This window comes from Gracilibacillus salitolerans (assembly GCF_009650095.1).
GTDB classification, from domain to species: Bacteria; Bacillota; Bacilli; order Bacillales; family Amphibacillaceae; genus Gracilibacillus; species Gracilibacillus salitolerans.
Genome location: NZ_CP045915.1, coordinates 3,506,613 through 3,530,805 on the forward strand (window position 1 = coordinate 3,506,613; position 24,193 = coordinate 3,530,805).

Below are 24,193 nucleotides of genomic sequence, written 5' to 3' on the forward strand. Positions count from 1 at the left end.
AGTTTATGTGGGGCGCAATGGAACCATGGAAGATGCGACCATTCAAAGTGACCATTTGAATGAAGAAATCCAGATAAAGTGGTACCTTCCAGAAGGATTTACAGCTTTTAAAGATTATCAATTGTGTATTATGAATGATGGTGATGATTATTTCAGGATGGGACGAGTGGCGACTTTAAGTGATCAGCTACATGAAGATATAGTGATTGAATCAACTATTTTTGTTGGCGTTCATTATCAAGATAAGAATGACCGGTGGGGAAAATATCACCCAAGTGGGAAACAACAGGAAGCCTATATTGCTTTTCTTGTAAAGGAAGCGATTCCTTATGTCGAGAATCATTTACATATTACACCGGTAAAGCGAGTATTAATGGGAGATTCGCTAGCTGGTACATTGGCATTTATAATCGCAACCCAATTTCCACATACGTTCGATACGGTGATAATGCAATCACCCTATGTTGATGAGGATGTGTTGGAAAGGGCAAGCAATGCATCGGAATTTTCACATATTGAAGTATTTCATTCGATTGGAAAAGAAGAAACAGATGTACACATGACAAATGGAGAAACTGCGGATTTTTTAACGCCTAATCGCACTTTAAATCATACCTTAGATGGGAAACTGCAGGTCTATCATTTTGATGAATTTAACGGGAATCATACATGGAAATATTGGCAAAAAGATTTAAAAGAAATATTAATGAAGATGTTAGGATAAGGGGATAAGAAATGGATTTAAAAGTAGTCAAAACCGAAGAGGAATTACAGGATGCCTATAAAGTTCGTTTCACTGTTTTTGTGAATGAACAAGGAGTACCAGAAGAGTTAGAAATTGATGAACTAGAACAAGAAGCACTGCATTTTATTGGGTATGGAAATAAGGGGCCGGTGGCAGCCAGTAGAATGCGCTTTGTTGATGGTTACGCTAAGATGGAGAGAATTTGTGTATTACAATCACAACGAGGCAAAGGCTTCGGTAGAGATATTCTTTTATTTATGGAAGACAAAGCAAAAGAAAAAGGCATGAAAAAAGCAAAACTAAATGCCCAAATACAAGCGGAGAAATTTTATCAATCGCTTGGATATGAAACGATTTCAGGTGAGTTCATGGATGCCGGCATCCCTCATGTGACAATGACAAAACCATTATAAAGTGAGACTTCCAATTGTGGGGTGGTTTTCCCTACTGTTGGTTAGCAAAACTTCTCAGGAAGTTAGCGACCGTTACCCCTCAATATACTTCATTGAAATTTCCGCTCGAAGTGAGGGGTTACGGACGGTTAGCACCGTGATAGACTGTTAAAGCTAAAATGGGAAATCCATTCTAGCTTTTTTTTTTAGAACCTTTTCAATATGTATGTACTTTATTGTTTTGGTATATCCTAATAAAAAATCTGATAAAGATAGGAGAAACAACGATGCATTACGGTTCAATTTTTGTAGAGACTTTGTTTGGTTTTGTCATGTTGTTTATCTTAACTAAGGTGCTTGGAAAAACACAAATCAGACAACTGACAGCATTTGATTTTATCTCTGCACTTATTCTTGGGGAATTAGTTGGGAATGCCCTTTATGATAACGAAGTAGGTATTAGGGATATTGCTTTTGCAATTCTGTTGTGGGGAGGTTTATTATATTTGACAGAAATTACTACCCAACGGTTTAAGAACACAAGATCGATTCTGGAGGGCCGGCCATCAATTGTCATCCATAAAGGGAAATTACAGCGCGACGAAATGAAAAAAGGAAAGCTTGATATAAATCAGTTATTACACTTATTGCGATCCAAAGATGTATTTTCCATTCGAGAAGTAGATTATGCCATCCTGGAAACAGACGGTACAGTTTCCGTAATGAAGAAAACTGCCCACCAACTCCCAACACGCAATGACTTAAATCTTCCCCTTGAACAAGTCGCATTATCCTTCATGCTCATTAATGACGGCGAAATTATTTGGGATAGCCTTCGCGAAATCGGTAAGGATGAAAATTGGTTAAAAGAGGAATTAGAGAAACAGGAAATTAATTCTGTTAAAGATGTGTTTTTTGCTGAATACGAAAAAGACCAAAATCTATATGTTCAAGGATATTAATACCTAATAAGTAGTTCTATTTGGAGTACAAAGTTTTTATATGTACTCCAAAGGGAACTACTTTTTCATTTAAGTATGATGCATTTACCACAAAACTAAAAACTATCTTATCAAAAATGAATGGATCAAATATATCATCATTCAATCCATCCTTTAACTAACCTATACTGTTGCTTCAAATTTGCCACCTTTTCCAGTGACTTCTGCATATATTGTATGTTTTGTATGAATTTCTTGTTCCGTTGCTTGATCACGTTTTCTTTTCTTTTGCTGAGGAATCATTATTTTTTTCGGTTCATCCTTTGTTTGTTCCTCTTTATAACGCATGCCAAATTGGATCGGGTATAGCCTTTCAATTGGAAATGGATCACGCTCTTCACGTGTGACACGATTATGATACTGTTGATACTGATAATTCTCAACTGGCATAATATATCCCATTATCACCCATCCCCTTTCATGCTTCTATATTATTATATACCCATAATTTCGGAAGATGAATCATACTTTTGTCCGTCTAATAAGAAAAGACAGGAAAAATCCACCCAAAAGCCCTTCTTGGGTACTTGATACATCAGAATAGAAGGAAGCAAATCCACAACAATTTTACTTTGCAGTTTATGTTTTATATGCACCAATGTATATTCTTTCTTACAAAAATAAAACAGATAGCTCCTCACGAAAAAGCTATCTGTTTTATTATTAGAACCATGAAAATGGAGGTCGTTCGCCTTTTTCTTTGTCATCATCGTCTTGTTCGTCTGCAACCTCTTCCACTTCATCTTTTTCAATCAGTTCCTCTTCTTCGCCTTCCACACCACGTGGACCAAAGAAAGGATCGTGGCGACGAGTTGGTTCAATTCGAACATTCTCTGCTTTGATAACTAGATCTTTCACATAAATCACTTTCTTCTTTTCTGACACGTTCTTCACTCCTTCTTCCTTTTATATCCAATGTACTAGGTTACAATTGATCATTACATCTTATGCATTAGGCAAAGAATAGTGTCATTTATCCCTATATTATAAGCCGACCATATGGATTTCTTTAATTTGTTTCAGCGGAATGGATATAGGCCTAGGTTTACTTGCCACTTTTATGATTACCATATCATTTTGATAGTCATCGATCAGTCCTATATATTTTTTCCGCTCCGTTATTAATTCGCATTTTACTCTTGGAACATGAAAAGGCATAGAAGCAAAATAGATTACTTTTTCCAATATGGTCATTTCATTAAATGTTTTATTTTCCAGTTGTTTCTTTGAAATATACTGATCAGGTATATCTTGAGATTGACGTGGCTTATCATAGGCACTAACAGAATGATAACGTGACTGCATGGTTCGCTTCGGTTCTGCCAAATCGGGTTGAGTAATATATAACTTTGGTAATTCTCGATTTTCACTGATGGAGTCCATCTTCACTACCTCCCTATAACACTGCATACTTATGTATATGACAAACGTCTATAGCATGTGAAAAAAAAAGCAATACTTAATTATGTAAAACAAGGCTTCTGTCTATACGAATAGACAATTCTTTCATAGATTAATTAGTGTTAACGAAATCTTTTCAGAAGAGGAGTGTAGTGTAATGGGAAAAAATACAGGATGTCATGATGATAATGTAGCTGGAATTAGTGGAAGTGATTGTGTATGCGAAGTTGTTCGTGCGATTAATGATGCACAAGATAACGTTGTAGAAATGGAATGTGATGTAAGCTGTGCGCGATCTATTCAAGATTTAGTATCACCAGTGCGAGGTAACGGCTTAGATACAGTACCTTTTATTCTATATGATAAAAAAGGAAAACCTTTCAAAGGATTCGGAGCTGAAGTTAGTGACGGTAGATTCGAATGCTTCAGCAGTTTTATTTTCCGAGTAACAGAAGTGGATGATGAGGACTGCTGTGCAGTATTAGAACTATTAGTGTTCGACAACGATGACACTACTTGCGGCGATCCTTGTGAGCAATTGGACAACGAAAAAGTGAGTGATCTAGAGCGTACTGGTATCTGTATTACTGTAGACTTAAATTGCTTCTGTGCTATTACTTGCTTACCAGCTGTTTCTGTATTTTAATAATTAATTTTAATCTTCCAGCGATAGAAAGCTGGAAGATTTTTTTCATTTTCGAACCATATTACTTGTATTTTTCTATCAACATTTGATAAAATCCGACACGTTGTGTGAAAAATGGCGAATATTTAGTGACAGAAAAGGGTATAGTATGTTGTGCACTCATACACAAAACAATATTTGGAAAGGATGATAGGATGAAAAAGGTTACAAAGGTCTTTTATATTTCTCTTGCAATTTCAGTGTTATTTATTATATGGGGGATTATTCCTAGCAGTGTATTACCTGAATGGAACCTCGATCACGTCACTACTCTTATTCAAGGTTTTCTGGTAACACGTTTCGGTTGGTTCTATTTATTAGTAACAACTGCTTTTTTAATTTTTGCGATATTTTTAATTGTATCTAAATATGGCAACATTGTGCTTGGAAAAGACGGAGATAAACCCGAATATAATTATTTAACATGGTTCGGTATGCTATTTAGTGCTGGTATGGGAATTGGTCTTGTCTTCTGGGGTGCAGCAGAACCAGTTTGGCACTTGCACGCTCCACCATACCCAACCGACACAGAAGCAGCTGCAGCACGTGTAGCTATGCAGCATAGTTTCTTCCACTGGGGCTTTCATCCATGGGCAGTATATGCCACATTAGCATTGGCATTAGCTTACTTTCAATTCAGAAAGGACGAGCCTGGTCTAATCAGTAGTACCTTGAAGCCTATTTACGGGGACAGAATGAATGGTGGCTATGGTACATTAATTAATGTGATTGCTGTATTTGCTACAGTATTTGGCGTTGCTACCTCACTAGGTCTTGGTGCACAACAAATTGGTAGTGGTTTAGAATTTATTTCTGAAAATATTTCTAATACTATTTATACACAACTCATTATTATTGCAGCCGTAACAATCTTATATATGATTTCTGCATTAACTGGTTTGAATAAAGGGATTAAAATTCTAAGTACAACAAACATTATCGTTGCAATTCTGTTAATGCTGTTCTTATTATTTACTGGTCCAACCAACTTCATTATGAATTTCTTCACAACAACATTAGGCTCTTATATTTCGAACTTACCTGAGATGAGTTTCCGTATGGCGCCTTTTAATGAGGAAAATGCACACTGGTTAGAAGATTGGACCATTTTCTACTGGGCATGGTGGATCGCTTGGGCTCCATTCGTCGGTATGTTTATCGCCCGTGTATCTCGTGGCCGAACAGTTAGAGAGTTTGTTGTTGGGGTCTTGCTGGTACCAACCATTTTTGGTGCGTTATGGTTTAGTGTATTTGGTGGATCAGCTATTCACCTGGAAATGAACGAAAATATCGATATACTTAGTATCATGAATGAATCTGGATCTGAAGCGGCACTTTTTACCGTTTTGGAAAACTTCCCATTAAGTTTAATCATGTCGGTGCTTGCCGTATTACTGATCAGTACTTTCTTTATCACATCTGCTGACTCAGCAACATTCGTCCTTGGTATGCAAACTACGAATGGTGATTTAAATCCAGATATTAAGGTGAAAGTTGCATGGGGACTTGTTCAATCTGGTACAGCTGCTGTATTATTATGGCAGGGTGGACTGGAAGCATTACAAACAGCCTCGATCATTGCGGCCTTCCCTTTTGCCATTATTATGATTATGGTTATCTTCTCGATATTTAGAGCATTCAGAGAAGAAGCACGTCTATATACATTGAAAAGAAGAAAAAGAGAACAGAGTTAAGAAAAGCGCAAAGCGCCCGCTTAAAAACGTAGCGACTGGACCGAAGCAACTGAGATAAAGGAATCACGGTGAGCATACGAACCGATGATGACTTAGCGTAGGGCGCTTTCGGGAAGTCGCCTAGTTTTTGGCGCTTGGAGCTAGACATCTCCGTTTATACTTTCTTACCTGTTAAGAAGAAAGGCTATCTCCTTTTTGTGAGATAGCCTTTCATGTATCTAAAAAGCGTTGTTTGTCTTCTGGTTTTGGAATCATACATTGTTCTTTTTTACCAAACCAACGATAACGATTTTTGGCAAGAATGGTATAGAATATATCACGAACCGGTTTTGGTATAACAAGAAATACCAATAAGAGTTGATAAGCTCCATTTAGTTCTTTAGCAATACGTAAAGCAGCCGTGGATTTTGTATAAACACAACCTTTTTCAATAAGAACCATACTGTCCATATCTGTTGAGATTTGATGTTCTATTAATAATTGTTTGCCTTCATTACTTTGTAGCGATGCGAATTGGAACTTGAGATCGGGGTCTCTCTTGATAATAAACTGCACACTACTGCTGCAGAAATTACAGATACCATCGAATAAAATGATTCTTTGCATACATAGCACCTCTTTTGTCCAATATATCAGATTTTACTAAGTTACTACAAAAGGTAAAGCCTTAGGTAAGAACAGTATTTTTGATCTCTTCATGTAAAACGACTCAATACTCGCCAACATGTATATGCTTTCCCACAGAAAGCTCGCATATTTTAGGTGAAATTAAACCCGCTTCATTTAAAGGAAGCGGGTTTAAACATGACTGACTATTTCATTAGCTAATAAAGATTCTACACATATTCTAATATTTGCTGCAGTTCTTCTACGTATTCTGTTGATCCTGTTACGACTAATCGGTCATTCAATTTCAATTCTGTGTCTCCATGTGGAACAATGGAATCTTTGCCACGGAAAATACGAACCATAATTACATCACCCGTAAATGGAAACTCCCGTAAAAGCGTACCATCATAATTAGCATTATTCATGTTAATCTCATACAATGCGCTGTCCTGTTGCGTAAAGATGTTTACAACATTTGGTGATTCAATTAATGCCTTTAACAGTGTTTTTGACGACAGCAATACCGAGAATACATCAATACCAATTTCCTGTAGTCTTTTTTCGATAACTGGAATTTCGATACGAGCAATAATTCTTTCAACCCCTTGCTCTTTAGCATACGTAGCAATTTCTTCATTTTTATATTCATCTCCGGTAGAAACCACAACTATATCATGATCAAATACACCAGCATCTTCTAATGTTTCCACATTATAATTATCGAGTTCGTTTATATCAAAAATAGATCGACCTTGTTTATCATCTAATTTTTCTTGTTTTGTATGAAATAAATGTGTCTCAAATTCTTTAGGATCTAATTCACGAACAACCGGAATGGTTGCCTGGTTGGTACCAATGAAAGAAACTGTTTGTTGATAGTCTGTTTCATCTTGATTTTCATAATATTTCTTAAAGAATGCCGGTGTAATGATACAAGACAGCACAGCAACTAACACGAGAGCCCCATGCATTTCACTTGTAATGATTTCTAATCGTTCTCCAATGGTCGCAGCTGCAATGACTAAAGATAATGTAGAGGTCAATAGCATACTTGCCGCTACGACTGTTTTGGTATCATACCATTTTTTCAGAAGTGCAACTGGAATGACTTTTGAAATCAGTAAAGCGATAAATAATAAAGGAATCAAAGCTAATACTTTGGGTTCATCAAACAATGCCCATAAATCCAATTCCACCCCAACCATCACGAAGAAAATTGGAATTAAAAATCCATAACCAAAGCTGTCTAATTTTTGTACTAATTCTTGGTTTGGTGCTAACAACGACACTAACGCACCAGCTAAAAAGGCACCAAGAATATTTTCAGCTCCAACTGATTCGGATAAAGCAACAAGAAAAATGATTAACGTAAACACTGCTCTTGTCCCAATTTGAATCGTACCTTTAGACATTGTTTCAATAAAGGATTGATTACGAAAATGCTTGCCGACGAAATACAACAATACACCGACACCAAATAAGATTAGTAGTAACCACATATTTCCGGATCCTTCGCCATAGAAGGACACAAATACTGCTAACAGTATCATGGTAACAAGATCCGCAATAACGGCGATTAATAAAATCGTTTGGCCAACGGTTGTCTGCATTGCTTGTGCTTCTTTTAATGTAGGAACAACAACTCCTAATGAAATAGTTGATATAATTAGCGTCATTAAGTAAACATTATCGATAAATCCAAACAAAACAAATAAATAGGATAGTAAAAACGATAAAATCAAAATACCTACAAAAACAAAACTAGCTAATAAGACTGGATTAGGCATTTTTTCAGTTGTATTTTTTTGATTTTTACGTTGTTTCTTATTAGAAAAAATTGAGAAATCTATTTCTAAACCGCTTAAAAACATTAAGAAAATAAAGCCTAACGTAGATAATGTTTCCAGCCAGTTACTCTCTTCAACAAGGTTAAATCCACTATGTCCAATGATTAAACCAACAATAATTTCTGCCACCACAACAGGAATCATTTTCAACCGGAATCTGTGCAACAGAATTGGCGTTAAAAATGCTGCGATGATGACTATTACTAATGAACTGACAGACTCAGCATGCTCCATATTACAGCACACCCCTTTCTTCTTAAATTAAGAAGCTCATAAACGCTGTTGCCAAACCAAAATAAATAAATATTGATATCAGGTCATTTAATGTTGTAATAAACGGGCCAGATGCAACAGCAGGATCAATATTAAAACGGTGCATAACAAGTGGTACGAATGCACCTGATACCGTTGCAACAAGTAAAGTTGCCATAATCGAAATACCTACAAGTAATCCTAAAAATATATTACTCTTCCAAATTGCAATCAATATTGTGATAATAACCCCACACGACAAGCCTGTAATTAAACCTGTTTTTGCTTCTTGCCAGATGACAGAGACTTTTCCCTTCTTCTCCATTTCACCTGTTGAAATACTTCTAACAGCTACTGCAAGCGCCTGAGTACCCGTGTTACCCGCCATACCTGCAATTAATGGAATAAAAATAGCTAAAATTGCTACTTGCTCCAGCGTAGCTTCGAATCGAGAGATAACATTGGCCGTTAACATACCTAAAAATAAAAGAATAACGAGCCATGGTAGTCTTTTTTTAGCGGATGAAAGAGCAGTGTCACCGCTTCGTTCTACCTCGGAAATACCAGCCAGCTTGGAGTAGTCATCACTTGCTTCTTCATCCATAACATCCATAATATCATCGACTGTTATAATTCCAAGCAAATGATCTTGAAAATCGACAACTGGTAATGCTAAAAAGTCATAGTCACGCATCATTTGTGCGATATCTTCCTGATCTTCTCCAACTGGGGCAGAGACAACGCGCTCACTCATCACATCTTGAATGAGCCAATCACCTTCGGCAATAATTAAATCTCTTAATGATATAACGCCAACAAGCTTTTTAAGGGAATCGACAACATAAATATAATAAATCGTCTCAGCAGAAGGTGCTTCCTTCCTTAAATGCCGCATTGCTTCTTTGACTGTCATTTGTGTATTGATCACAACAAATTCTGTTGTCATAATACTACCGGCTGTTTTCTCTTCATAATGAAGCAATTCTTTAATTTCTTCTGATGACTTCTTGTCCATTATCGTTAAAAAACTTGCCACTTTATTTTTATCTAATTCATTTAAAATATCTACGGCATCATCCGTAGACATATGTTCCATTACTTTTGCTGCAAATGCAGGAACCATTTCAATGATGAATTCTTCAACAAAGTCTCTATCGACCTGTTCAATGACTTCAGCCATTTCTTCCGGGGATAGGTAGGAATAAATTAAAAAGCGGATATCCTCATCTTGTTCTTCAAAAATCTTTGCCTGATCATAAGGATGTAACTCTAAAAACTCCGCTCGAAATTGGTCGATTTGTTCATCGACTAATGCCTTCTGTATTTTTTCCCACATTTCCATTCGCTCATGTTGTTCTAGATGTTCCATTATTCCGCCCCCTATCTTACTTTGACTTATTCATTAAATTGGGATGTTAAAAGAATAACATATCTTGCAAAAAAAAACGCTAATTTTACACATTCTTATCAAAAGAAGATGTTACAATAAAGTGAGACTTCCATCAATGGGGGTTTTGTCCCCACTGATGTTAGCGAAACTTATCAGGAAGTTAGAGCGTCCATTTTCCCACGCTTCTTTTAAAGTCGGGTTACAGACGATTAGCGCCGTGATAATGAAGGGAAATAATTGTTTTTATTCTCAAAAAACCATTTATACACTATACTAGGAATAGACTATATTTTTCAAGAAAGAAAGGTTATATGATTATGTCGGAAAAAAACTCGAATGCAAAGCTGGATTATTCATTGATTCTCATTATTATTTTTCTTGCGATTATAAGTATTTTTACTTTATATACATTAGATCCATACTTAGATCAAAATCCTTTATACCAGAACATGTACTTAAAACAAATTACCTGGTATATTGCTGGATCGATGGCCGTTGCCGTTATTATGATGTTTGATTATGATCGATTTCGACAAGTATCTTGGTTACTTTATGGAATAGGGATTATTTCACTGATCATGCTCTATTTTCATTTCCCACCAGGTATTGCAACGGAAGTGAATGGTGCATGGGGCTGGTTTAAATTTCCAGGAATGGGAACGATACAACCTGCAGAGTTCATGAAAGTCTTTTTAATTATTTTCTTGGCCCATATCATGGTTGCGCACAATGAAAAATATCCAGAGCATACTGTAAAAATGGATCTTTGGTTATTAAGTAAAATGGGGATTATCGCACTTATCCCTATTATTTTTCTCGCACAGCAGCCTGATCTTGGAGGTGTACTGGTATTAGCAGCAATTACAGCATGTATGGTATTGGTATCTGGGATCAAGTGGCGAATTATCTTGACCATAACTAGTACGTTGCTATTTGGTTTTGTGACAATTATTTACTTGTATCTAACGTATACAGATGAAGTCAATCAATTTTTCTATGACCATGATTTAGACCATGTCGTTGGTCGTTTTCAAGGTTGGCTCACTCCTGAAGATCATAGCCAAGGTGGTGCTTATCAGGTTATCCGTGCTATGTTAGCGATTGGTTCAGGTCAATTATCCGGAAAAGGAATTGGCGGATTTGAAATGGCACATCGAATTCCTGAATATCATACAGATATGATTTTTACTGCTATCGCTGAACAATTTGGATTTTTCGGTTCTAGTATTGTAATCCTCATATTCTTTTTACTTATTTACCGGCTAATCTATATTGCATTAAAATGTAAAGATCCCTTTGCCAGCTACATGGTAACTGGAATTATTGGTATGTTTACCTTTCAAGTTTTTCAAAACATCGGAATGTCGATTCAATTGCTACCTGTTACCGGGTTACCTTTACCTTTTATCAGTTATGGTGGTAGTTCGACACTTACCTATATGATTGCGATCGGAATTGTTTTGAATGTCTTTTATCGTATAAAAACCTATATGTTTGACGAATCATAGAAGTAGACCAAACGGATAGGAGTATTTTTATGAAATTAGATATTATAGGTGATATTCACGGATGCTATCAGGAGCTACAAACTCTTCTTAAAGAATTAGGTTATCATTGGAAAAATGACAAAATCCATCATCCAGAAGAAAGAAAACTTGCTTTTGTAGGAGATTTAACAGATCGAGGGCCCCATTCCCTCGAAGTGATTCGTTTTGTTTACCAAATTGTTGTCGAACAAAAAAACGGCTATTATGTGCCGGGTAATCACTGTGATAAATTGTATCGTTTTTTTCTCGGCAATAACGTAAAACAACAACACGGCTTAGAAACAACCGTAGCGGAATATGAACAACTGTCTAAACAAGATCAAGACAAAGTAAAAGAGATGATGATGACACTTTATGAAGATGCTCCGTTATATCATGTGATCGATGACTTGAACACCGTCATTGCACATGCTGGGATTCCCGAAAAATATATCGGAAGACATGATAAGAAAGTAAAAACATTTGTACTATATGGAGATATTACCGGTGAAAAACATGATGATGGCAGACCAGTTCGGAGAGATTGGGCACAAGATTATCATGGAGACAAATGGATTGTTTACGGACATACACCTGTTTTAGAACCGAGGTTTGTAAATCAAACAATTAATATTGATACTGGTTGTGTATTTGGCAATAAACTGACAGCCTTCCGCCTACCCGAAGAAGAGATAGTCAGCGTCGAATCCACGATGCCGTTTGTAGAGGAGAAATTTAGATACTGAGAAGAAAAAGACAATCTGTTAAATGATTGTCTTTTTCTTCTCTTACACCCGATAACTTCAAATACATAAGGTGAATATTATTTGTGTGAGATATCTATGGTAGCATTTTTATTTCCAATCACAATTGTATCGGCCATATTAACAAAAAGGCCATTTTCAACAACTCCAGGAATCATATTTAATGTACCATTCAGTTTATAAGCATCTTGTATCTTTTCAAAATAACAATCTAATATATAGTTCCCGTTATCTGTAATAAAAGGAGAGTTATCTTTAATACGTAATTTAGGATTGCAACCTAATCTACTTATCTGATTACTGGTTATTTCCCAACCAAATTGTACTATTTCTACAGGTAACGGAAATTCACCTAAATTAGTAACGTATTTTGATTCATCAATAATTATAATAAGGCTTTCCGAAATAGATGCCACCATTTTTTCGCGTAATAAAGCTCCTCCACCACCCTTTATTAGTTCTAAATTCGGATTAACTTCATCAGCACCATCTATTGTTAAATCCAAATGGTTGATTGAAGACAGACTTACCAATGGAATTCCTAATTCTTTTGCAAGTTTTTCAGTGTTTTTAGAAGTTGGTACACCTTTAATATCAAGTCCTCTTTTTACAAGCTCAGCTAATTTCAAAATAGTCCAATAAACGGTTGAACCAGTTCCAAGACCCAAAAACATGCCATCTGTTACATATTCAACGGCTTTTTCACCTGCGAGCTTTTTATTATCCATAGTATCACCTCACCAAAACATTCATTGTCTAACGCTACCTTATTGTGCGAATAAGAGTGAATCTAAATATTTACTCTTTATGACTTTGCTAATTTAAACTGTTGCCAGACTTCTTCTAAATCGTCTGCAAGGGGAATTTCAAATTCCATTCGTTCTTTTGTAAGCGGGTGATTAAAGGCAAGCTTGTGACAGTGTAATGCTTGTCGTTTTAATTTAGTAGTATCCCCATCATATAAACTATCACCGATTAAAGGGTGGCCAATTGAAGAGAAATGAACACGGATCTGATGGGTTCTTCCTGTTTCTAATTTAATTTCCACCAACGATATATCTTTCAACTCATCTTTTACTTGATAGTGTGTCACTGCCTTTTTACCGGTAGAGGCAACCATTCGCTCGATAATCGAATCCGGTGCTCTGTCAATTGGATTATCTAGCACCGCTTTTTTCTCAGTAAGATGACCAGCAACGATTGCTTGATAGCGTCTATTTACTGTACATTCGTGCTGATCCTGAAAAAGAATCGAATGACTGTAACGATGTTTCGCAATTAATAGTAAACCAGATGTATCACGATCCAATCTCGTTACCACATGAACCGTATAAGGAACTTGCTGCTGGTCATAATAATGAATAATTCCATTCGCAAGCGTATTGCTAGGATGGTGAGAGGACGGTATAGTAGTTATATGCGGTGCTTTATTCAACACTAGGATATCCTCATCCTCATAAACAATATCAATAGGTATAGGCTCCGGAACTAATAACTCACTTCTATTTTCTGGTGGGAAAATAACCTCGACCTCATCATTTTCTGATAGTGGATGCCGGACGGTCACATTGCTATTATTGACTAACAGTTTACCACCCTCAAATTTAATGGCAGTTAAAATTCTACGTGATATTCCTCTAACTTCTAACAAATATTCTCTTAACAATAAGCCATCGTACTGCTTACTTACTTTCCACTTCAATTTATCCACCTACATTTTTATTATGTTCTTTCATCAGAAATGAAGGAATCGTGCACCCTTTTCCAAAACGGAAAGGCTCTAAATCTGGCAAAACGGATTTTTTCATCCGAGACACGACACTCAATGCGATCAATATTGTCGTACATTTCGGTATGATGATCAACTGTAATTAAAAAACTTCTATCATGATATAGCGGTAAAAGTTCACATACATGATGTTTCGGTAAAATTAAAGGAGAACCGATTGTACGATAAACACGATTATTAATCGATGCCATCTCTGTTATTTGTAAAGCATTAAGCGAGGGATGAAGAATTGCCCCCCCTAAGGCTTTATTATATGCGGTACTTCCAGATGGGGTTGATACACATAATCCATCACCACGGAAACGTTCAAAATGAGCTCCTTTAATATGAACATCCATGGCAACTGTTCCTTCTGATGATTTCACAGAAGCTTCATTCAATGCCACGAATTGCTTATATTGATCACTATCAACTGGGTGAATTTTTATATCTAATAGTGGATATTCCACGACTTCAAAAGGCTTCTTGGCGATTTCAATAATTAACTTCTCCACTTCCTCTGGTACCCAATCTGCATAAAAGCCTAAATGACCTGTGTGAACACCAATAAAGGCGGTATCCTTTAATCTGTGTTTATAGGTATGGAAAGCTTCCAGAAACGTGCCATCCCCACCGACGGAAATAACAAGCTCAGGCTCCTCTACATCATATACAAGTGAAAAATCGGCTAAATATTGCTTCACTCTCGACTTAATCACTTCTGATTTATTGTCACTTCTTGATAGGATTGCAAAGCGCATGTTACTCCCCTCCATTACTTGTCATTGTTTTCTCTGTTCGTTTTGAAAATTCGTTGTGCTTCTTGGATTTCATCTTTTACCTTTGACATTTCTTCGTCTAATTTAAACGCTGCCTCAGCAGCACGCTTTAGTCTTGTCCTAACCTTTTCAGGTATTCTGCCCTCGTATTTATAATTAAGCGAATGCTCATTTGTCGCCCAAAAATTCATTGCCAACGTGCGAATCTGAATTTCAGCAATAATTTTTCGTTCTCCATGAATCGTTTCCACTGGATAAGAGATAATCAAGTGGTAGGAACGGTAACCACTTTCTTTCTTATGATTAATATAATCACGATCTTCTATTACTTCAAAATCATTCCGTGATTTCAAGCGGTCGACGATATCATATATATCATCGACAAATTGACAAACAACACGAACCCCTGCTATATCTTGCAATTCCTCTTCTATATTATCAATATGTATGTTTTTTCGTTTCATCTTGTCTTTAATACTTGATACCGGTTTAACTCTGGCCGTCACAAATTCAATCGGTGAGTGACTGGACTCATATTCAAATTGTGATCGCATTCCTTTTAGTTTTACCTTTAATTCTTCAACCACCTGTGCATAAGGTGCCAAGAAGTTTCTCCAATTCATGTCTTGCACCACCTATGTTTACATTATCTGTGTTTATTTTATCATATAATCTGACAAAGAAGTAATCTTTGCCATTTTCGTTATTTTTGCTTTTTTGTCAGAAATCCTTCAAAATATAATAGCATGAAAGGATGAAGTATATGTCACAAGAAATTGAGATTGAATTTAAAAACCTTTTAACAAAAGATGAATATCAGAAATTAGTTAAACATTTCCGTTCCTATAAACTAACTGATATGAAGCAGAAAAACCACTATTTTGAAACAGCCGATTTCCAATTAAAGGAGAGCCGTGCTGCACTTCGAATTAGAGAAAAAAAAGAGCAATTCCAACTAACACTAAAACAGCCAAACCCAAATGGTCCTGGTTTATTAGAAACTCATTGTGATATAACAACAGATGAAGCACAACAATGGATCAAAGGGCATATTATTGCAAAAGATGAAATAACGAAAGCTCTACATACAATGAATATTAATTTGCAGGATTTAACATACGGTGGCATGTTGGAGACATACCGATTGGAATGTATGTATAATAACACAACCGTCGTTCTAGACCAAAGTCATTATAACGGCCATACGGACTATGAACTAGAATTAGAAGCACAAGATGAGCAACATGGTAAAACAGTTTTTCTAGAGCTTTTATCTACACATCAAATTCCAAAACGGAAAACGGCGAATAAAATTGAGCGATTTTATCATACACTAAAGATATAGGAACCGCTTTCATTTTAATTTTTATACTTTTTCGTTTACTGTTCAATAACAGTTACATGCTTACAGCTAAAAGGATTAAGCTGTCAAAACACATAAGTTGCTAGTTCTATGTAAACACTGTTACAATATAGTAACATAAAGACAGAGAATTTTTAGTAACATGAGATGAAAGGTTTGGAGGAATATGAGAGAAGAAGCGGGCTCCATCTATGAAGCAATTGGTGGACAGAAAAAAATTGATGAATTAGTTGAGGCTTTTTACGCACGAGTGTCTAAACATCCTGATCTAATTCCGATCTTCCCAGAGGACTTTACCGAAGTAGCACGGAAACAAAAGCAATTTTTGACTCAATTTTTTGGTGGTCCACCGTTATATATACAAGAACATGGGCATCCTATGATGAGAAAGCGTCATTTACGCTTTCCAATTACACCGACAAGGAGAGACGCGTGGCTTTCCTGTATGGAGGGTGCTCTGGAAGAAGCAAATATTGAGGAACCATTTCGAAGTGCAATGTTTGATCGGCTAACTCTTACGGCCAATCACATGATGAATACGCCTGAAAAGAAAGGAGAATCATTGTGAATTGGAATTCTGCCGGATCTTGGCAACCTCAAGATCGTAACCAAACAGCGCATTATCACTTTATCGATATCTTAAAGAAACCAATTGAAATATATGTGTTTATTGATCCACTTTGCCCTGAATGTTGGTCTCTGGAGCCATATTTAAAGAAACTTTCCATAGAGTACGGACGTTTTTTTACGATAAGAACGGTTCTGAGTGGACAACTAACGAACTTGCATAAAGATAAATTTGAAAAGCCACGAAAATTAAAGGATATATGGGAAAAAACCGCAAGTCGTACCGGAATGAGTTGTGATGGGGATCTCTGGATTGAAAACCCAATTCATTATCCATGGCTTGCTTCCATTGCAATTAAAGCGGCAGAATTACAAGGAAAAAAGGCAGGTAAAAGATTCTTGCGTAAATTGCAGGAGCTTGCATTTTTAGATAAACAAGATATTTCACGGGAAGAAGTATTATTAGATTGTGCTAAAACAGTTCACTTGGATATTGATGAATTTCGTGAAGACCTTTATTCAAAATCGTCTAAAAAAGCTTTGCAATGTGACTTGAAAATAACGAAAGAAATGGACGTTGAATATATCCCAACTATGGTTTTCTTTAATGAATCAGAAGATGATGCCGGTTTAAAAATTTCTGGTATTTATCCGTATGAAATTTATGTGAAAGTCTTGAAGCAAATGCTGCAAAAAGAACCACTTCCTGCTAAGAAGCCTAAGTTATTGGACTTCTTATCACACTATGATTTTGTTGGAACAAAAGAAATAGCGGTAGTCTATGATTGGTCAATGGAAAAAGCAGAAAAAGAAATGAAAAAGTTACAGCTTAAACAACTAGTTGAAAAAGTACCGGTGAAGTTTGGATACTTCTGGAAATATGCTAAATAAGAAAAGCGCAGAGCGCCCGTTTTAGTAACGTAGCGACTGGAGCGAATCAACTGAGATAAAGGAATCACGGTGAGAAAGCCCAACTTATATTTTCTTTAACTATAGCAAAGAGGACATGTTACGCAACATGTCCTCTTCTGCTTTACCTATTACTAGATAAGGGATGGGAGAAAGTTTCAGGTCAAACAAAGGGGTTGTTTGTTTTACCTTGTCTTAACTATACCAAGCGTGAAGCCGGATGACAATAGGTTTGTGCACAAATTCACAAAAGTTTCACACTTCTACATTACAGCCTAATGCATACGATTAAAGTATAGTTGTTATTATTGAATTTATCAGTCACGATCCATATGAAAATAGGCTTGATATTTAAGTCGTAAACCTTTTATTAATTGTTTGTCATGCTGGCCACTCATACGAAAATAATAATTAAGTGAATCTTCTCCATACACTCCTGATTAATATTTTCGGAATTGGTTATTGATAAAGGCATACTGAGGATGGTGTGGATTGAGTCGTTCGAGTAGTGCTTGATAATTGGACAGTTTCATCTATTCACTCCCTTGGAGGTGGTATTGTAATGAAAGTATTACTTTTCATTCTGCCGGTATTTGCGTTTATACTTAATATTTTTGGATTAATGCGTATGATTCCTCTCTATTTTACTGTGCCACTATTATTTGTCACCATTTACATGACTGTATATTTCTTACGTGACAGAAAACAATTTAAAGGATTTCAAAAGGCCACCAGATAAGGTGGCCTTTTATTTTATTAGGGATGAAAGTATAAAATTTGGGTATTTGTCTAGCTCGAGCGCTCTGCGCTTTTCTTATTTAACTTGCTCTAATAATTTCTCCATTTCATCAAGCTTTTCTTCGAATACTTTTAATGCATTGGTAACAGGAGTTTTTTCGGTCATATCAACACCTGCTTTTTTCAATACTTCGATAGGATAGTCGCTGCTTCCTGCTTGTAAGTAGCCAAGATAACGTTCTACTGCTGGTTCTTTTTCTTCTAAAATTTGCGCGGCTAATGATTGTGCTGCTGCATAGCCTGTCGCATATTGATAGACATAATAATTGTAGTAGAAATGTGGGATTCGCGCCCATTCTAATCCGATTTCTTCATCTACCACCAGGTCATCACCAAAATACTTTTTATTCAAATCATAGTACAGTTCAGTTAAGCGATCTGCAGTTAATGCTTCCCCATCCTGTGCCAATACATGAATATTATGCTCAAATTCTGCAAACATGGTTTGTCTGAATACAGTACCACGGAATCCTTCCAAAAAGTGATTCAGTAAGAATAATTTTTCTTTTGGATCATCTGTTTTCTCCACTAAATAATTATTCAATAACGCTTCATTACAGGTAGAAGCTACTTCTGCTACGAAAATGGAGTAGTTTCCATAACGGTATGGCTGATGTTTATGTGTGTAATAGCTATGCATCGAGTGACCTAACTCATGGGCTAATGTAAATAAGTTATTTAAATTGTCCTGCCAATTCATTAGAATGTATGGGTTCGTACTGTATGCGCCAGAAGAATATGCACCACTACGCTTCCCTTTGTTCTCCTCGACATCAATCCATCGTTCATTGAATGCCCTTTGCATGACTTGTAAATAATCTTCACCTAAAGGCTTTAGTGCTTCTGTCACAGTTTCTTGTGCTTGCTCGTAGGTAAATGACATATCGACATCTTTTACTAATGGTGTATACAGGTCATACATATGCAATTCTTCTATATCTAATACTTTCTTTCTTAATGCTACATACCGCTGAAGTAATGGCAACCCATCATGGATTGCTTCAACTAAATTATCATACACTTTCTCAGGAATATTATTTTTATTTAAAGCAGCTTGTCTCGCTGAGTCATAATTACGTACTTTAGCATAGAAATTATCTTTTTTGACCACTCCTTGTATCGTCGAAGCAAATGTATTCTTTAAACTGCCATATGTGTCATACATCGCTTTAAATGCATCATGACGAACACGCTGCTCTTTTGACTCAAGGAAATTAATATAGCGACCATGTGTTAAATCCACTTCATTACCTTGCTCGTCTTTAACAGATGGAAAGGTTAAATCAGCATTGTTAAGCATACCAAATGTTTGCGACGCATTGTCCGTCACTTCAGATGCTTCTGCTAACAGTACTTCTTCTTTCTCTGTTAGAACATGTGGACGTTGGCGATTTATTTCATCTAGTGTATGTTTATATAAACGTAGGTCTTCATTATCCTGTAAATATTGTTCTAACGTCTGCTCGTCCAATTTTAAGATTTCTGGCGTTATAAAACTCATTTTACTGGAAGCTTGTGTAATCAAATTCTCCGCCTTACCATTCATTGCTTGATAGAAAGAGTTTGTCGTATCCTGATCATAACGCATATGCGCGTATGTATAGAGTTTACTCAGACGATCCGATACTTCATCTTGTAATTGCAATAATTGATATACTTTATCTGCGCCATCATTCAATTTTCCTTGAAATTCTTCAAATTTAGGTAATAACGCTTTTACTTCTTCCCATTGTTTGTCCCACTCATCATCTGTCGCAAAAATATCATCTAATTTCCATGTTAACTCTTCAGGTACTTCATCACGTTTCGGTAGTGATTTCTGAGCCTTTGCCATGTAAATTCCTCCTTCTTTGTTACTGTTATCTTATTATAACTTATTTGTGTATTATTCATACAGTAGTACGATTTACTTGGTAATTGGTTTCAGAGACCTCCTTTAAAATACCTATACGTACCAATAACTGTAAATATTCACTAATTGGGTGATTTGACGGCTGAATTAAAGGAAAATAATTAGAAGAATAGTAATGATTACGGAGAAGATGCATCGCTTGATCGATTGTGAAATATTCTTTTTTTAAAAAAAGGTCAATGTAGAGTCTGGATTGCCATATCCATGGTGAGCTTTTCATTTGATATTGCGTAGAGATTGGAAGATAAATGAAGGAAGGTAAGGATTGTGTATTTAGTTGATGAAGATATAACCATTGTCGCCAATTCATCTCTTCTCGCTGATATGGTGGTACTGGACGATTGCGCCATTGTTGTTTTTGTTGTTGCCAGTATTTGTGGAATAATTCTTTATTGCGATATCTTGATCGAAACAGATCGCGCCATCCAAGTGATGATAACTTTGATATATGCAATGACCCAAATGTTTTGGTTTTCGTTAAAAAGATTAAATCTTGATAGATGATCAAACGTTTTGTATTGGAACAATAATAGAATATGCTTAGTGGTAATGAATGATGGAATTGATGTAGGAAAGCTTGATCATTAGAAGTAATGCTGATGGAGTGTGTACCTTTTCTCTGTAATTTGTTGGCCCCGAGGATCCAAATCGGAATAACACCTATTGAACGGTAACCTTGCGTTCTTCGACACATTTCCTGTATAGAAATACGAGCACACTGATATTCAATAGCAATTCTTTTCTTCTTCATCTCCAAAAAAATATCTGCCCTTTGCTTAATATCGGCGAAGTAATGCTCTAATGTTACTTGATACCCTTGCGCAACTAACCACAAATAAATATCCTTTTTTCCATTTTCATGATAGCTCCCTTCACCGGATAGGTTGCAATTACTTTTACGGTGGTGAGCAAAATGTGGCGTGTTTTTCAGTCCTGCTTTGATCATTAAAGGTTCTCTACAGGCTGGACAGAAAAATCTTTCCTTTCTTTTTTGCTTAATTTCGTCAAGATTCATTTTCCAAATAGGTACAAGCTCTCCTGTTTGATTAACTGCTTGTAACATAAAAAAATCACCTCCATGTAATATAATTCTACAAAGAGGTAATTTTTCCTGCATTATTCTGCGGTTTTTCCTGGTATAGAGTTTTTGATAAAGAAAGCTAAGATAAAACCTCCTACCGAAATAATACCAGCAACCATAAACGAAACATTAGCACCATGGATCATTCCTGCCAAACCATCAGAAGGTATCGCTTGATTCATCATAACGGAAACGAGCAATGCCGTACCAAGTGCACCTGCCATTTGACGCATTGTATTATTCATCGCTGTTCCATGAGGGATAACATTGTTTGGTAATTGATTTAACCCAGCAGTAGTTACCGGCATCATTACCATCGAAATACTAAACATCCGTACTGCATTCACTGTTGTAATGTAAGCAAAGCTTGTCTCTGTTGTTAGAATTGCTAATAAGAATGTTGTGATCGTTAGTAATCCTAATCCAATCACGGCTAGCCATTTTCCACCAAAACGGTCGAATAAGCGCCCGGTAATTGGGTTCATTAATCCCATTAAAACGGCACCAGGTAACAATGCTAGTCCTGATTCCAATGCTGTGAATCCTAAATAGTCCTGCATCATGATCGGTAAAATAATTGCTCCACCAATCATCGCTAAAAAGGAGATCATCCCGATAACGGTAGTCAAGCTAAACATACTATACTTGAATATACGAAATTCTAGAATTGGTTTTTCCAAACGGAACTGACGATGAATAAAGAAAAATAACGTTATGGCTCCAACAACTAATGGAATAAGTACCATACCACTTAGCCAACCGTGATTAACGTCCCCGGCCATACTGAATCCATAAAGAATACCACCAAAACCTAGCGTTGATAAAACAATCGAGGTAACATCTACTTTCGGGAATGTCTGCTTCGTTACGTTAACTAAAATCTTATTTGCAACGATCAAGTCAATTATAGCGATCGGTAACACAACGTAGAACAAACTTCTCCATGGGAAAGTTTCTACTAACCAGCCTGATAACGTTGGTCCAATTGCTGGCGCAAACGCAATAACCATCCCAAATAGGCCCATTGCCGTTCCACGCTTTTCAATTGGGAAAATCAAAAACATAATGGTCTGCATCAATGGCATCATAATACCTGCACCAGCTGCTTGTAATACTCTCCCAGCCATCAAAACAGAAAAGCCAGGAGCTACTGCTGCTACCAAGGTACCTACCGCAAAACATCCCATCGCTGTTAAAAATAATGCTCTAGTGGTAAAACGTTCAATCAAAAATGCTGTAACTGGGATCATTATCCCGTTTACAAGCATAAAAATCGATTGTAACCACTGTGCAGTAGCCGCATCGATTTCTAAATCAGCCATTATATGTGGTAATGCTGTTCCTAATAATGTTTGGTTTAATATTGCGACAAATGCACCTGACATTAAAACAATCATCAATGGTGTGCGTTTTATCTCTATATCGTTGTTCATACTCTTCCTTCTTTCCATTTTTAACATACAGATTATATCATAACATAAAATATTTCGATATACGAAATAAATGCAAGATTTTTTATATTTTCCAAGTGAATGAAAATCCTTTCATTTCTTTATTATATGAAGGATAACTAATATATATAAGAATCGAAGTACATAATGAAAAACTGCGAAAAGATACTATCTTTCCGCAGTTAATACTTGTATTATTTCGAAATAACAGACAACAAAGAAAAAACTAAGCATCATATGGGACACTTAGTTAACGTGCAAAATGTTCGCAAACTTGTTCCAATGCATCTTCTTCAAAGATCACTTTACCGTATTCTTCTACAACAAACACAGTTAACGTCGATTCCTGACCATATTCTAAAATTTGACTAATTAAATCTTCTTGCTCATCATCTGTCAAATAATCTTCATCAAATCGAGTAATTAACATGTATTGATTGTTGTAGTAATATAATTCATTTCTCATTCCTATAGACGATTCAAAAACATGACTTAATTGAATAATATCTTCTAACTCTTTAAAATTTACCACCACAACAAAATCCTGCCCATATTGTTGTTCCATTTCCGGCATTTCTTTATCTGTCGGACCGAATTTCTCTTCTAGAAGCGATTCAATCTTATCATCAACTGGCATATCAATTGTTTTTCCAGACTCTGTTGGCAGTTGCAAGTTTTGGCCATCTTTAGAAATTTGTGCCTTCGTTACCACAATTTCCAAACCTTTTTCAAGAGCTTGCACTTGAATCCATAATGGACCATCAATTTGGAATTCTTCTTCGTTATAATTGACTTCATCCATTACTTGCCAGAAAAGTTGTTCACTCTTTTCACGATTATACCAAATTTCTTCTCGATCAAAGCCACGGTCTTCAATATCCATATAGGAGATGTAAAATTTTATTGTATTTTCGTTAATTCTTTCTATTTCCATCCTGTAACTCTCCCTTCTTGATAAGTGATTGGGTTGGAAGGGATCACTGTTCATCTATCTAAACCCTTATTAATACATATACCCTTTGGTCATCCTATCTAATTTAAAAAGGATGTTACCTCTATTGTATGATAATTACTGCTTATTTGAAAACATAAAAACCTAAAAAAATAAAATTGGACCTAAAACATGGTATTAATTATAGATTGTAGCTTATTATGCCCTATTTGTCACTAGTTAATTGCTTCAATTTGTGAAAAAGCACATTACAATTTATTAACAAAATATAAAAAAGAAGGCAGAGTAATTGTTGAATTGGTGATAC

24 protein-coding genes are annotated in these 24,193 nt (G+C 36.1%); 10 read left to right on the forward strand and 14 right to left on the reverse strand.

All coding sequences use genetic code 11. The features are described from left to right. Positions 1 to 7: 7 nt before the first annotated feature. The 3 genes from GI584_RS16775 to GI584_RS16785 all read left to right on the forward strand — a co-directional run bounded on the left by GI584_RS16775 (position 8) and on the right by GI584_RS16785 (position 2,099). On the forward strand, positions 8 to 724 hold the full coding sequence (locus GI584_RS16775) for an alpha/beta hydrolase (RefSeq protein ID WP_153791934.1): 717 nt from the start codon (positions 8 to 10) through the stop codon (positions 722 to 724). Positions 725 to 735: 11 nt separating this feature from the next. Further along, a complete protein-coding gene (locus tag GI584_RS16780) occupies positions 736 to 1,158 on the forward strand; it encodes a GNAT family N-acetyltransferase (protein WP_153791935.1) in 423 nt (140 codons plus the stop codon). A gap of 266 nt (positions 1,159 to 1,424) precedes the next feature. Continuing rightward, a complete protein-coding gene (locus GI584_RS16785; protein WP_153791936.1) occupies positions 1,425 to 2,099 on the forward strand; it encodes a DUF421 domain-containing protein in 675 nt (224 codons plus the stop codon). A gap of 162 nt (positions 2,100 to 2,261) precedes the next feature. Here GI584_RS16785 and GI584_RS16790 read toward each other — a convergent pair whose 3' ends face one another. The 3 genes from GI584_RS16790 to GI584_RS16800 all read right to left on the reverse strand — a co-directional run bounded on the left by GI584_RS16790 (position 2,262) and on the right by GI584_RS16800 (position 3,521). Continuing rightward, entirely contained in the window at positions 2,262 to 2,540 is a 279-nt protein-coding gene (locus tag GI584_RS16790; RefSeq protein ID WP_100359643.1) for a hypothetical protein, read from the reverse strand. Between the two features lie 261 nt (positions 2,541 to 2,801). Next, the gene (locus tag GI584_RS16795; protein WP_153791937.1) at positions 2,802 to 3,023 is read right to left on the reverse strand and encodes a hypothetical protein; all 222 of its coding nucleotides are present in this window, start codon (positions 3,021 to 3,023) and stop codon (positions 2,802 to 2,804) included. A gap of 99 nt (positions 3,024 to 3,122) precedes the next feature. After that, positions 3,123 to 3,521, reverse strand: a complete 399-nt coding sequence (locus tag GI584_RS16800; protein ID WP_194842019.1) for a CotO family spore coat protein — start codon at positions 3,519 to 3,521, stop codon at positions 3,123 to 3,125. Positions 3,522 to 3,696: 175 nt separating this feature from the next. Here GI584_RS16800 and GI584_RS16805 point away from each other — a divergent pair, with 175 nt between their 5' ends. Together GI584_RS16805 and GI584_RS16810 are read left to right on the forward strand one after the other, a co-directional pair. Further along, entirely contained in the window at positions 3,697 to 4,185 is a 489-nt protein-coding gene (locus GI584_RS16805) for a CotY/CotZ family spore coat protein (protein WP_153791939.1), read from the forward strand. A gap of 194 nt (positions 4,186 to 4,379) precedes the next feature. Continuing rightward, positions 4,380 to 5,918: a glycine betaine uptake BCCT transporter gene (locus GI584_RS16810; RefSeq protein ID WP_153791940.1), complete on the forward strand. Its 1,539-nt coding sequence runs from the start codon at positions 4,380 to 4,382 to the stop codon at positions 5,916 to 5,918. Between the two features lie 210 nt (positions 5,919 to 6,128). Here GI584_RS16810 and GI584_RS16815 read toward each other — a convergent pair whose 3' ends face one another. From GI584_RS16815 to mgtE, 3 genes are all read right to left on the reverse strand, one after another. Next, the gene (locus GI584_RS16815) at positions 6,129 to 6,524 is read right to left on the reverse strand and encodes a thiol-disulfide oxidoreductase DCC family protein (protein ID WP_153791941.1); all 396 of its coding nucleotides are present in this window, start codon (positions 6,522 to 6,524) and stop codon (positions 6,129 to 6,131) included. Between the two features lie 230 nt (positions 6,525 to 6,754). Next, on the reverse strand, positions 6,755 to 8,608 hold the full coding sequence (locus GI584_RS16820; protein WP_153791942.1) for a monovalent cation:proton antiporter family protein: 1,854 nt from the start codon (positions 8,606 to 8,608) through the stop codon (positions 6,755 to 6,757). 22 nt (positions 8,609 to 8,630) lie between these two features. Beyond that, positions 8,631 to 9,995, reverse strand: coding sequence for a magnesium transporter (gene mgtE / locus GI584_RS16825; protein ID WP_100359636.1), 1,365 nt, complete (start codon positions 9,993 to 9,995; stop codon positions 8,631 to 8,633). Between the two features lie 338 nt (positions 9,996 to 10,333). Here mgtE and GI584_RS16830 point away from each other — a divergent pair, with 338 nt between their 5' ends. Both GI584_RS16830 and prpE read left to right on the forward strand, forming a co-directional pair. Continuing rightward, positions 10,334 to 11,524, forward strand: a complete 1,191-nt coding sequence (locus tag GI584_RS16830; RefSeq protein ID WP_100362447.1) for an FtsW/RodA/SpoVE family cell cycle protein — start codon at positions 10,334 to 10,336, stop codon at positions 11,522 to 11,524. Positions 11,525 to 11,553: 29 nt separating this feature from the next. Continuing rightward, entirely contained in the window at positions 11,554 to 12,288 is a 735-nt protein-coding gene (gene prpE / locus GI584_RS16835; protein ID WP_153791943.1) for a bis(5'-nucleosyl)-tetraphosphatase PrpE, read from the forward strand. A gap of 77 nt (positions 12,289 to 12,365) precedes the next feature. Here the strand turns inward: prpE and rpiA are convergent, their stop codons facing one another. From rpiA to GI584_RS16855, 4 genes are all read right to left on the reverse strand, one after another. Further along, positions 12,366 to 13,034, reverse strand: a complete 669-nt coding sequence (rpiA, locus tag GI584_RS16840) for a ribose-5-phosphate isomerase RpiA (protein WP_153791944.1) — start codon at positions 13,032 to 13,034, stop codon at positions 12,366 to 12,368. A 77-nt stretch (positions 13,035 to 13,111) separates the two neighbouring features. Next, the gene (locus GI584_RS16845; protein WP_153791945.1) at positions 13,112 to 14,008 is read right to left on the reverse strand and encodes an RluA family pseudouridine synthase; all 897 of its coding nucleotides are present in this window, start codon (positions 14,006 to 14,008) and stop codon (positions 13,112 to 13,114) included. A gap of 20 nt (positions 14,009 to 14,028) precedes the next feature. Beyond that, positions 14,029 to 14,835: an NAD kinase gene (locus tag GI584_RS16850; protein ID WP_100359632.1), complete on the reverse strand. Its 807-nt coding sequence runs from the start codon at positions 14,833 to 14,835 to the stop codon at positions 14,029 to 14,031. A gap of 14 nt (positions 14,836 to 14,849) precedes the next feature. Then, a complete protein-coding gene (locus GI584_RS16855) occupies positions 14,850 to 15,476 on the reverse strand; it encodes a GTP diphosphokinase (protein ID WP_100359631.1) in 627 nt (208 codons plus the stop codon). A 140-nt stretch (positions 15,477 to 15,616) separates the two neighbouring features. On the opposite strand from GI584_RS16855, the gene GI584_RS16860 reads away from it, so the two are divergent. From GI584_RS16860 to GI584_RS16870, 3 genes are all read left to right on the forward strand, one after another. Then, positions 15,617 to 16,198, forward strand: coding sequence for a CYTH domain-containing protein (locus GI584_RS16860; protein ID WP_100359630.1), 582 nt, complete (start codon positions 15,617 to 15,619; stop codon positions 16,196 to 16,198). Between the two features lie 184 nt (positions 16,199 to 16,382). Next, positions 16,383 to 16,784, forward strand: a complete 402-nt coding sequence (locus GI584_RS16865) for a globin domain-containing protein (RefSeq protein ID WP_100359629.1) — start codon at positions 16,383 to 16,385, stop codon at positions 16,782 to 16,784. Beyond that, entirely contained in the window at positions 16,781 to 17,674 is an 894-nt protein-coding gene (locus tag GI584_RS16870) for a ClpXP adapter SpxH family protein (RefSeq protein WP_100359628.1), read from the forward strand. The genes GI584_RS16865 and GI584_RS16870 overlap by 4 nt, the downstream gene beginning before the upstream one ends. Before the next feature lie 832 nt (positions 17,675 to 18,506). Here GI584_RS16870 and pepF read toward each other — a convergent pair. The 4 genes from pepF to mecA form a co-directional block, all read right to left on the reverse strand. Further along, positions 18,507 to 20,324 carry an oligoendopeptidase F gene (gene pepF, locus GI584_RS16875; RefSeq protein ID WP_153791946.1) on the reverse strand — a complete coding sequence of 606 codons (1,818 nt, stop codon included), beginning with the start codon at positions 20,322 to 20,324 and terminating at the stop codon, positions 18,507 to 18,509. 55 nt (positions 20,325 to 20,379) lie between these two features. Next, positions 20,380 to 21,465, reverse strand: a complete 1,086-nt coding sequence (locus GI584_RS16880; RefSeq protein ID WP_194842020.1) for a competence protein CoiA — start codon at positions 21,463 to 21,465, stop codon at positions 20,380 to 20,382. Positions 21,466 to 21,518: 53 nt separating this feature from the next. Next, entirely contained in the window at positions 21,519 to 22,916 is a 1,398-nt protein-coding gene (locus GI584_RS16885) for a DHA2 family efflux MFS transporter permease subunit (protein ID WP_153791948.1), read from the reverse strand. A gap of 268 nt (positions 22,917 to 23,184) precedes the next feature. Continuing rightward, the gene (gene mecA / locus GI584_RS16890) at positions 23,185 to 23,868 is read right to left on the reverse strand and encodes an adaptor protein MecA (protein ID WP_100359624.1); all 684 of its coding nucleotides are present in this window, start codon (positions 23,866 to 23,868) and stop codon (positions 23,185 to 23,187) included. Between the last annotated feature and the right edge of the window lie 325 nt (positions 23,869 to 24,193).